Origin of the sequence: Microbulbifer sp. YPW1, assembly GCF_013367775.1 — a bacterium.
Lineage (GTDB): Bacteria > Pseudomonadota > Gammaproteobacteria > Pseudomonadales > Cellvibrionaceae > Microbulbifer.
On the sequence record NZ_CP055157.1, the window covers coordinates 1,278,702 to 1,290,339 of the forward strand.

Here is an 11,638-nt window from a genome sequence, read left to right on the forward strand (position 1 = left end):
CAAACAACGGGACCACAATACTTACATGCACCCGAAACTGTTTATCTTCCTGCAATACATCACTCCCCAGCACCTGCCCTCCCGCGCTGCTGGATGGTTGGCAGAAACCCGTATCGGCGGAATCAAAAACCCCTTCACCAAGTGGTTTGTAGAAAAATACAAAGTCGACATGAGCGAAGCCCTCGAAGAGGACTACACCGCTTATACCTGCTTCAACGACTTCTTCACCCGCGCCCTCAAAGACGGCGCACGCCCCATCGTCGAAGGTGAAAGCACCATCGCCGGCTGTGCTGACGGCGCCATCAGCCAGCTGGGCGAAATTCACAACGGTCGTATTTTCCAGGCCAAAGGCCAGGACTACAGCCTGCTCGAACTGGTCGGTGGCGATCCCGAAGTCGCCGCGCAATTTACCGGCGGCAACTTCGCCACGGTGTACCTGTCGCCAAAGGATTACCATCGTGTACACATGCCCCTCGACGGCGTACTGCAGCGCATGATCTACGTGCCCGGCGAACTCTTCTCCGTCAATACCACCACCGCAGAAAACGTACCCCGCCTGTTCGCCCGCAACGAACGCCTTGTGTGTATCTTCGACACCGCCGCCGGCCCCATGGCCATGATTCTCGTTGGCGCCATGATTGTCGCCGCCATCGAAACCGTCTGGGCCGGCCAGGTCGCCCCGATCAAGCGTCAGATCCGCACCACCCGCTACGACGAACAAAAACCCATCGCGCTGAAAAAAGGCGAGGAAATGGGACGCTTCAAGCTCGGTTCAACCGTGGTACTGCTGTTCGGTGCTGACAAAGTGAAATGGGCAGAAGAACTCGCCGCGGAATCTCCGGTGAAAATGGGTGAGTATTTCGGAGATCTGATTTAATTTCTCCGCAACAACCTCAATAGTCGTTTCGTAATAACAACGTCGAAGCGAAGACCCAGCTACCGGATACTTGTTTGCGAGACTGTCGAAAAGAGGGACCTTTTCGACAAGCCCCCAGGGATGGGCCTACGGCGTGTCTCGCAAACAAGTATCCGGTAGCTGGGGCGCCACAAAACCCCGTACTCGCGTTCCACTTCAGCAGAATCCATGCCCCCAGTACCAGACTTTATCCGCAGCAATCCCCAGCTCGCGTTTTTTGCACTGTTAGCCGTCGCTGCCTCCGGTTTCGGCCAGACCTTCTTTATCGCAATTTTCGGCGGTGCCCTGCGGCAGGAATTTGAGCTGGGCAACAGCTGGTACGGTGCCTGTTACAGTGCCGCCACGCTGTTATCCGCCTTTGTTTTGCTGGGCGCGGGCACACTGGTAGATCGCTGGCCACTGAAACGGGTCGCCACCCTGGGTGTACTTTTACTGAGCGCCGGCTGCCTGACCCTGGCCGTTGCACAAAGTGCCTGGATGCTATTGCCGGGATTTTTCCTGCTGCGGTTTGCCGGACAGGGATTTATGACCCATATGGGGATGACCACCGCGGGACGCCATTTCACGGCTAATCGCGGCAAGGTGATTGCCCTGGCCGCACTGGGATTCCCCATCGCCGAAGCCCTGTTGCCCACAGGCGGATCGCTGCTGATCGAAAGTAGTGGCTGGCGCAGCGTATGGTGGCTGGCCGCCGGTGTGCTGTTGCTGGCTGTGTTACCTGCCCTGATATGGCTCGCCGGCAATACCGGGAAAGAAAGCGGTCAAAGTGAGAGTACAGCCACCAGCGGCGAGAACGACTATACCCGCACCCAGGTACTGCGGGATCGCGGTTTTTATTGCCTGTTGCCAGCCGTATTGATGACCCCCTTCGTGGTCACTGCCGTATTGTTTCACCAGGCCGCCATTGCCGACGAGCGGGGCTGGTCGATGAGCGTTCTCGCCGGCGCTTTCGGAGGCTATGCCGCCGGGCATCTGCTGGCCCTGTTTTTTGCCGGGGGGCTGGTGGACCGCTTCGGTGCACAGCGCAGCCTGCCACTGGCCCTGCTGCCGATGATTGTCGCGTTGCTGCTATTAGCCCTGCGCCAGGATTCCTGGGTGCCCTACGTGTATCTCGCGCTGATTGGCGTGGCCCAGGCCGGTACCGGCACCGCCGGCAGTGCTTTGTGGCCCGAGCGTTATGGCAGCACCCATCTCGGTGCGATACGCGCCGTTTCCCAGGCGTGCATGGTTTTCTCAACCGCTGCGTCGCCACTGTTACTGGGTTTTCTGCTGGACCAGGGAATGAATGTTTACGGGGTAGGCTTGCTGCTGGCGGCAATCATCCTCGGCGGCTGCCTGCTTGCGGTATTCGCACCCTGGACCGCAAAGCAAAAGCCGCTGCACGCGACCAGTGAATAGTCCTGCGCCAATCGGGAAAAATAAAATGAAAGGAATTCGACGCTGAGTCGAGAAATCAGCGATTCGGAATAAAACGCGCGATAAACGCGGGCAGGCGCTGCTCGAAGAGATACTGATCACGCACTTTCGCCACATCCACCTGTGGATAGCGAACCGGATCCAGGTCGTGCAGGATGGTGATGAAGCCGGCATCACGCAGGGACTTCTTGCCCTTTTCCACCAGCGATTGCTTGCGGTCGTCATCCGCCGCCATATCGAACAGCTGCGGCTTTTCCAGCAGTTTTTTATTGGTGTCGGTCACCAGCATCACTTTCGGCTTCAATCGGCGCTTGTGGCTCTGCTCCACCACAACCGCGAGCTCACCAGTGGAAAGCTCCACCTGGGTACCGGTAGGGTACAGGCCTATGGACTGGATAAACTCCAGTACCAGCTGCTCCTGGAAAGCGCAATCCCGCAGAGCATACAGCTGCGCCACCGCCTTGGACGGCGCCAGCGGAAACTCGGCCCCGCGCGGATTGGTCGCCTCATCGTAGAAAGTCACAATCCCGCACATACGCGCCAGTACCGGAATCTGCCCTCCGCGCAGCCCGCGCGGATAGCCGCTGCCATCGTGCTGCTCTTTGTGGCAATGCACAATGGCCACAACCTGGGGATCGATATTCCCGTCGGCGGACAACAGTTTCACGCTGTAATCCACGAACTTGCGGTATTCCAGCTCGTCCCGCGGATCGCGCTTTTCGGCCTTCAATACCGAATCGGAAAGATACAGCTTGCCCACATCCTTCAACAGGGTGGCGATACCCAGCTGCACCAGTTCCTGGCGACGCAGGCCTATGTGTCGCCCGAAAACCACCGCCCAGACACTGGCGCGTACCGAGTGGCTGTATGTGTGCTCATCTTTTTCCCGCACCCGCGCGAGCCAGGAATAGGCGTCCGGGCTGCGCAGCACACTGTCCACCATCTGCGTGACCGTCTGGCTGACCTGTGCCGTGGGCAGCGGTCGGTCCGACTTCACCTGCACCATGACCTCGTGCATACCCTGAATGATTTGCTGGTGCAGCTGCTTGGCTTTCGCCGCCTCCTTGCGCGCAGGCTCGGGGGGGGCGTAGCTGTCGTGCTTGACCTGTACCGGCTTGCAGTTGATAGCAACGGGAATGCGACGCGCGGCGCCGCGTACCTGGGCTTGTTTCTGCGCTGCGATCTGTTCGTTGGCTGCGCGGGTCAGCTTGCGCAACTTGACGCCCACATCGCCAACGGTCTTGGCGACATCAACGTACACAAAGCGACAGTATTTTTGCAGCTGGCGGATTTCTTCCAGATCGCGGATATAAAAGCCCTGCAGGGCGAAGGGAGTACGCGTCCACGGGCGATCCAGGCGAGACACAAACATGCCTCGCTGCAAGTCTTCAACGAATACTTTCGCCTGCTGGATTGCCACTTGATAGTTGCCGCGTATTTTTTTGTTTTGGGTAATGCTGGTGTCAGCCAGATAACGGCACAGCCGACACACTAAAGCCCCGCTAGAAGCCAAAGCGGGGCGGATTGTCACACGATTCTACTCTCTAGTAGACACCGTATTTGTGACGCACGTCACACGAAATCAGTCAGTAAGCATTCACAGACCGTATTTCGGGTCACTGGTGATACTGCGGCGACAGCTCCACAACCGCGTCAAACATCGCGCCGGCATGGGCCGGGTCGACTTTCGGGGTGATACCGTGACCGAGATTGAAGATATGGCCGCTGCCCTTACCGAAGCCCGCCAGCACGGCAGCAACTTCCTCGCGGATTCGCTGCGGGTTCGCCAACAGGATTGAGGGATCCAGATTGCCTTGCAGGGCAACCCGGTCGCCCACCCGCGCACGGGCCTGGGCAATATCGGTGGTCCAGTCCAGTCCCAGCGCGGTAGCACCGCTATCGGCCATGGCTTCGAGCCACTGGCCACCGCCCTTGGTAAACAGAATCACCGGCACCTGGCGCCCATCCTGCTCCTTGATCAGCCCGTCAACGATACGCGCCATATACTGCAGGGAAAACTCGCGATAGGCCGTGTGGCTCAAGGCCCCACCCCAGGTGTCAAAAATCTGCACCGTCTGCGCACCAGCGCGGATCTGGGCGTTCAGGTAATCGATCACGGAATCCGCCAGAACGGTCAGCAACTGGTGCATGTCTTCCGGACGGTTATAGAGCATTTCCTTGGCGCGGGCAAAGTCGCGGCTGGAGCCGCCTTCGATCATGTAGGTAGCCAGGGTCCAGGGACTGCCGGAGAAGCCGATCAGGGGCACGCGGCCATTGAGCTCGCGGCGGATAGTGGTCACCGCATCGGTCACGTAGCTGAGATCACTCGCGGTATTCACCACTTCGAGCGCCGCGATATCGGCGCTGGTGCGCACCGGCTTTTTGAATTTGGGCCCTTCGCCTTCTTCGAAATACAGTCCGAGCCCCATGGCGTCGGGGATGGTGAGAATATCGGAGAACAGGATGGCGGCATCCAGGGGGTAACGCTCCAGCGGCTGCAAAGTCACTTCGCAAGCCAGTTCGGTGTTGCGGCACAGATCCATAAAGCTGCCGGCCTTGGCGCGGGTGGCGCGGTACTCGGGCAGGTAACGGCCGGCCTGGCGCATCATCCACATGGGGGTACGGTCGACGGGCTGGCGCAGCAGGGCGCGAAGGAAACGGTCGTTTTGCAGGGGGGCGAACTGGGTATCGGACATGATCACAACGGCTGGGTAAATGGCCGGCCATTGTACTCTCGGGGTTCCGTTTAGGACAGGGACTCGCCTGACTGGGGATTTATGTGGGTGATTGGGGGGCTATCGGGGTTTGGTGGTTCGTATTTGGGTGGTCTCGTGGCGGCTTTGCTACCGGGTACCCCTTTGCGAAACACGCCGTGAACCCATCCCTGGGGGCTCTGCACCGCCATCCCTGGCGGTGACAAAACAATCGTTTTGGACGCCGGAGGCGCCCGCAGGGTGAGCTTGCGAATCAACGTTTCGCAAAGGGGCACCCGGCATCAAAGCCTTCGCATCTGAATCTTGTGCAATTTGATACTTCGGAGAAACCCGCTCGTGGCCCGAACCAAGCTCTGAGTTCCTATGCGAAGGTGCTGATGCCGGTAAAGGTTTGCCAGACCTTCAAAAACAGGATGTTTTTGCAGAGCCCCCAGGGATGGGTTAACGGGGGGCGCCTAGCTCGTGTCTGGCAAGTTTGTATCGGCAGCAGTACCGCCACTAGACCAGCTAGCGGCACCACGGAGGCAGACAAAACGAGAAATTAAACCTCAAGGAAATCGAGAATACCTTCTGCAGCCTGACGGCCTTCCCAGATCGCAGTTACAACGAGGTCAGAGCCGCGAACCATATCGCCACCGGCAAAGACTTTTTCGTTGCTAGTCTGGAATTTGTATTCCTGCTTCTCAGGAGCAACCACACCACCCCAGTCAGCAACCTCGATATTGTGGTCACCGAACCACTCGGCAGGGCTCGGACGGAAACCAAAGGCTACCAGCACGATATCTGCAGGAATAATTTCCTCAGAACCGGGTATCACTTCCGGGCGACGGCGGCCATTTTCGTCCGGCTCACCCAGCTTGGTAGTCACCACCTTAACGCCTTCCACCTTGCCGTCCCCGACAATCTCAACCGGCTGGCGGTTGAACAGGAAGCGCACGCCCTCTTCCTTCGCATTCGCCACCTCGCGACGGGAACCGGGCATGTTTTCCTCATCGCGGCGGTAGGCACAGGTCACGCGCTTGGCTCCCTGGCGGATGGAGGTGCGGTTACAGTCCATCGCGGTGTCACCACCGCCGAGCACTACCACGCGCTTGTCTTGCACGGAAATGAAATCTTCCGGTTTCTTCTCGAAACCCAGATTGCGGTTCACATTGGCCACCAGGAACGGCAGCGCATCGTACACGCCCGGCAGGTCTTCACCGGGGAAGCCGCCCTTCATGTAGTTGTAGGTACCCATCGCCAGGAACACCGCATCGTAATCGGCCATCAGCTGGTCGAAGGTGATGTCCTTGCCGATCTCGGTTTCCAGACAGAATTCCACACCCATTTCGGTAAAAATCGCACGACGCTGCTGCATCACGGACTTTTCCAGTTTGAATTCTGGAATACCGAATGTCAGCAAGCCGCCAATTTCCGGGTACTTGTCGAAAACCACCGGTTGCACGCCGTTGCGCACCAGTACATCCGCACAGGCAAGACCCGCAGGGCCCGCGCCGACAACCGCGACGCGCTTGTCAGTTTTCTTAACTGTACTCAGGTCCGGGCGCCAGCCCAACGCGAAGGCGGTATCGGTAATGTATTTTTCGGCGTTGCCGATGGTCACCGCACCAAAACCATCGTTCAGGGTACAGGCCCCCTCACACAGGCGGTCCTGCGGGCACACGCGGCCACACACTTCCGGCAGGGAGTTGGTCTGGTGACTCAGCTCCGCCGCTTCCATGATGTTGCCTTCGCTGATCAGGCGCAGCCAGTTCGGAATGTAGTTGTGTACCGGACACTTCCACTCACAGTAGGGGTTGCCGCAATCCAGGCAACGGTGTGCCTGGCTGGCTACCTGTTTCTCGGTGTAAGGCTGGTAGATCTCCACGAACTGATTGGTGCGCGTGATAATGTCTTTCTTGGCGGGGTCCACTCGGCCCACGTCGACAAACTGGAAATCGTTGTTGAGACGCTGTGACATAAGTAAATATCCCCCTTATTCGCCGCGCTTGCGTACATCGGACAGCAGTCCGGCGAGGCTGGCCGCCTTCGGCTTGACCAACCAGAATTTGTTGAGGTAATCGTCGAAGTTGTCGAGCAACTCCTCACCCCAGGCACTGCCGGTCTCGGCGACGAACTCTTCGATCACTTCGCGCAGGTGGCTCTGGTATTCCTCCAGGGCCTCGCTGCTGATGCGGCGCAGCTCGATCAGCTCGTGGTTGCACTTGTCGAAGAAGTCGCGATCCATATCCAGCACATAGGCAAAGCCACCGGTCATGCCGGCACCGAAGTTGACCCCGGTCTTGCCCAGCACCGCGATCATGCCGCCGGTCATGTACTCACAGCAGTGGTCACCCGCGCCTTCCACTACCGCGAAGGCACCGGAGTTGCGTACGCCGAAGCGCTCGCCGGCACACCCGGACGCGAACAACTTGCCGCCGGTGGCACCGTACAGGCAGGTGTTGCCGACAATGCTGGTCTCTTCCGACTTGAAGCTGCTGCCCTGGGGCGGACGGATCACCAGTTTGCCGCCGGCCATGCCCTTGCCCACATAGTCGTTGGCGTCGCCTTCCAGGTACATCTCCAGGCCGCCGGCATTCCAAACACCGAAGGACTGACCGGCAACACCGGTAAGGCGCAGCTTGATCGGCGCATCGACCATGCCCTGGTTGCCGTGCCGCTTGGCAATCTCACCGGACAGGCGCGCACCGATGGAGCGGTCGCAGTTGGTGAGGTTGAAGCTGAATTCGCCACCGGCCAGGTTTTCGATGGACGGAAGGGTTTCTTCCACCATACGCTCGGCCAGCAGGCCCTTGTCCCACGGCTCGTTCTTCGCCTGCTGACAGGTCTGCGGCTTGCTGTCGAGCAGTGCATCGGTGTGCAGCAGCGGCGACAGGTCCAGGGTTTTCTGCTTGGCGGTGCGTCCTTCCAGGGTTTCCAGCAAGTCCACACGACCCACCAGCTCGTCCATAGTGCGCACGCCCAGGCTTGCCATCCACTCGCGAGTTTCCTCGGCCACGAACTTGAAGAAGTTCATCGCCATTTCCACGGTGCCGATGTAGTGATCGTCACGCAGGTCCTTGTTCTGGGTAGCGACACCGGTAGCGCAGTTGTTCAGGTGGCAGATACGCAGGTACTTACAACCCAGCGCCACCATAGGCGCGGTACCGAAGCCGAAGCTCTCCGCACCCAGCATGGCCGCCTTGACCACGTCGAGACCACTCTTCAGACCGCCGTCGGTCTGCACGCGCACATTGCCGCGCAGGTCGTTGGCGCGCAGGGTCTGGTGGGTTTCCGCCAGGCCCAGCTCCCACGGGGAGCCGGCGTAGCGGATGGAGGTAATCGGGCTCGCCGCGGTACCGCCGTCGTAACCGGAAATAGTGATCAGATCCGCGTAGGCCTTGGCCACACCCGCGGCAATGGTGCCGACGCCGGGGCGGGACACGAGTTTCACCGAAACCAGCGCATCCGGGTTGACCTGCTTGAGGTCGTAGATCAGCTGCGCCAGATCTTCAATCGAGTAAATATCGTGGTGCGGCGGCGGCGAGATCAGGGTCACGCCGGGTACGGAGTAGCGCAAGCGCGCGATCAGCTCGTTCACCTTGCCGCCGGGCAGCTGGCCACCCTCACCGGGCTTGGCGCCCTGGGCGACCTTGATCTGCAGTACTTCCGCATTGACCAGATAGTGCGGGGTCACCCCGAAACGGCCGGAGGCGATCTGCTTGATCTTGGAGACCTTGTCGGTGCCGAAACGCACCGGGTCTTCACCGCCCTCACCACTGTTGGAGCGACCGCCCAGGCGGTTCATGGCCTGGGCCAGTGCCTCGTGGGCCTCCGGCGACAGGGCGCCCAGGGACATGGCGGCGGAATCGAAGCGGCGCAGGATGTTTTCCGCGGGCTCCACTTCGTCCAGCGGAATCGGCTGCACGTCTTTTTTCAGTCCCAGCAGGTCGCGCAGGGTGGCGACCGGGCGCTGGTTGATCAGGGTAGCGTAGTCGCGCCAGGCGCCGTAGTCGCCGGTGCGCACCGCTTCCTGCAGGGCCTTGACCACATCCGGGTTGAACGCGTGGTACTCCTCGCCGTAGACAAATTTGTGCAGGCCGCCGGGGGAAACTTTTTTGCGCGGTTTCCACGCCAGCTGCGCACGCGCACGCATGTCGTCTTCGAGCTCGGCAAAGCCAGCACCCAGTACCCGGGCGGGCGCTTCCGGGAAACACAGGTCGATCACGTCCTGGGACAGGCCGACCAGTTCGTACAGCAGCGCACCGCGATAAGAGGCGATGGTGGAGATACCCATCTTCGACAGGATCTTCAGCAGGCCTTTAATGATGCCGTTGCGGTAATTCTTCTGCGCAGTCGCCGCGTCCAGCAGCAGCTCACCGGTTTCGATCAGGTGATTGATGATGCTGTAGGAGAAATACGGGTGCACTGCGGTGGCACCAACGCCGATCAGACAGGCCAGCTGGTGGGAATCACGCGCGGTGGCGGTATCCACCACGATGTTGGAATCACAGCGCAGGCCGTTGTGCACCAGGTGGTGATGTACCGCACCGGTGGCCATCAGCGCGTCGATGGGCAGCTTGCCCTCTTCGATATCGCGGTCGGAGAGCACCACAACCACGGTGCCGTCCTTGCGCACCGACTCGGCCACATCGTTGCACAGCTTTTCGATGGCACTCTTCAGGTCCAGCTGCGCCGGGTCGTAATTGAGGTCGAATATTTTCGCGGTGAATTCTTCGCGCCCCAGATCCAGCAGCGCGGTGTACTTCATGTGCGACAGTACCGGGGACGACAGGATCACCCGGTCGGCGTGCTCCTGGGTCTGCTCGAACACGGATTTCTCACGCCCCAGGCAGGTTTCCAGGGACATGACGATGGTTTCCCGCAGCGGGTCGATAGGCGGGTTGGTGACCTGCGCAAATTGCTGACGGAAATAGTCGTACAGGCAGCGGTTGCCTTCGGAAAGCACCGCCATAGGCGTATCGTCACCCATGGAGCCCACCGCTTCCTGCCCGGCTTCTGCCAGCGGGCGGATCACCTGATCACGCTCCTCCAGGGATGAGCTGAACAACTTCTGGTAGACCTTGAACTGCTCCATGGAGAAGTTGTTGTCCACCGGTGCGGTCACCAGGGTGGAACGGATACGACGGGCCTTTTCCTTCAGCCACTTCTTGTAGGGCTGGGCTTTTTTCAGTTCTCCATCCACTTCGGCGGTGTGGCGCAGCTCACCCTTCAGGGTATCTACCGAGAGAATCTGGCCCGGGCCCAAACGGCCTTTGGCGACCACATCCGCCGGGTCGTACTGGTAAGTGCCCACTTCCGAGGCCACGGTAATGAAGTCATCTTTGGTGATCACCCAACGGGATGGGCGCAGGCCGTTGCGGTCCAGGGTACACACCGCGTGGCGACCGTCAGTCAGTACCAGGCCGGCAGGACCGTCCCAGGGCTCCATATGCATGGAGTTGTATTCGTAGAAGGCGCGCAGGTCCGAATCCATGGTATCCACGTTCTGCCAAGCCGGCGGTACCAGCATGCGGATGGCGCGATGCATGTCGATACCGCCCACAGTCAGCAGCTCGAGCATATTGTCGAGGCTGGAAGAGTCGGATCCCACACGGTTGACCAGCGGCTTCAGCTCGGTGAGCTCTGGCAGCAACTTGGTGATGAACTTGTTGGTGCGCGCCACGGACCAGTTGCGGTTGCCGGTGATGGTGTTGATCTCACCATTGTGCGCCAGCATGCGGAACGGCTGTGCCAGCGGCCAGCGCGGCATGGTGTTGGTAGAGAAGCGCTGGTGGAACACGCAGATGGCGGTTTCCAGGCGCGGGTCGGCCAGATCGGGGAAGAACGCCGGCAGGTCTGCCGGCATCATCAAACCTTTATATGACAGTACCGAGGTGGACAGGCTGGCGATGTAGGTGGCGTCGGTCAGCTGCTGCTCGGCCTTGCGGCGCGCCACAAACAGGCGCGCATTGAACTGCTGCTGCTCCAGCGGCGCTTCCGCGTTGTCGATCAGCAGGTGTTCGAAGCGCGGCAGGCTTTCCTTGGCGATCGGCCCCAGACAATCCTCATTGGTGGGCACCACGCGCCAGCCGGCCACTTGCAGGCCCTGTTCTTGTACGGCGCGCTCCAGAATCGCGCGCGCACTGGCGGCCTCGGCATCGTCCAGCGGCAGCATAATGGAGCCGATGGCGTACAGGTCGCTCAGGTCCCGGCCAAACTGCTCTTTGGCCACGGCGCGCAGAAAACCGTCAGGCTTCTGCAGCAGCAAGCCACAGCCGTCGCCGGTTTTGCCATCGGCGGCAATACCGCCGCGGTGAGTCATGCAGGTCAACGATTCAATCGCTGTCTGCAACAACTTGTGGCTGGTTTCGCCCTTCAGGTGGGCGATCAATCCAAAGCCACAGTTATCTTTGAACTCATCCAATCGATACAGACCGCTACCCATAGAATTCCTCAAAGTGTTATTGCTACCCCTCCGGTTCCGATGGTCCACCGCGGATCTATTGCAGTGAAAATCAGTTCACAGCCCGCGAGCTGCTACGGGGGTATATTTATCTACTTTCGAGCCAAAGGTGCCGCAGATTCCACTGAGATTTCAGTACCCCAATGA

At 59.9% G+C, this 11,638-nt stretch carries 6 protein-coding genes; 2 read left to right on the forward strand and 4 right to left on the reverse strand.

Features of this window, described 5'->3' with window-relative positions; translation table 11 throughout:
* Window positions 1-25: 25 nt before the first annotated feature.
* Both asd and HUW35_RS05400 read left to right on the forward strand, forming a co-directional pair.
* On the forward strand, window positions 26-877 hold the full coding sequence (asd, locus tag HUW35_RS05395) for an archaetidylserine decarboxylase (protein WP_181254600.1): 852 nt from the start codon (window positions 26-28) through the stop codon (window positions 875-877).
* A 207-nt stretch (window positions 878-1,084) separates the two neighbouring features.
* Window positions 1,085-2,314: an MFS transporter gene (locus tag HUW35_RS05400; protein ID WP_181254601.1), complete on the forward strand. Its 1,230-nt coding sequence runs from the start codon at window positions 1,085-1,087 to the stop codon at window positions 2,312-2,314.
* Window positions 2,315-2,369: 55 nt separating this feature from the next.
* Here the strand turns inward: HUW35_RS05400 and HUW35_RS05405 are convergent, their stop codons facing one another.
* The 4 genes from HUW35_RS05405 to gltB form a co-directional block, all read right to left on the reverse strand.
* Complete coding sequence (locus tag HUW35_RS05405; protein ID WP_181254602.1) at window positions 2,370-3,752, reverse strand: HD-GYP domain-containing protein; 1,383 nt, start codon at window positions 3,750-3,752, stop codon at window positions 2,370-2,372.
* A 196-nt stretch (window positions 3,753-3,948) separates the two neighbouring features.
* The gene (gene hemE / locus HUW35_RS05410; RefSeq protein WP_181254603.1) at window positions 3,949-5,028 is read right to left on the reverse strand and encodes a uroporphyrinogen decarboxylase; all 1,080 of its coding nucleotides are present in this window, start codon (window positions 5,026-5,028) and stop codon (window positions 3,949-3,951) included.
* Window positions 5,029-5,587: 559 nt separating this feature from the next.
* Window positions 5,588-7,006, reverse strand: a complete 1,419-nt coding sequence (locus HUW35_RS05415) for an FAD-dependent oxidoreductase (protein ID WP_181254604.1) — start codon at window positions 7,004-7,006, stop codon at window positions 5,588-5,590.
* A 15-nt stretch (window positions 7,007-7,021) separates the two neighbouring features.
* The gene (gene gltB, locus HUW35_RS05420) at window positions 7,022-11,473 is read right to left on the reverse strand and encodes a glutamate synthase large subunit (RefSeq protein ID WP_181254605.1); all 4,452 of its coding nucleotides are present in this window, start codon (window positions 11,471-11,473) and stop codon (window positions 7,022-7,024) included.
* Window positions 11,474-11,638 lie beyond the last annotated feature (165 nt).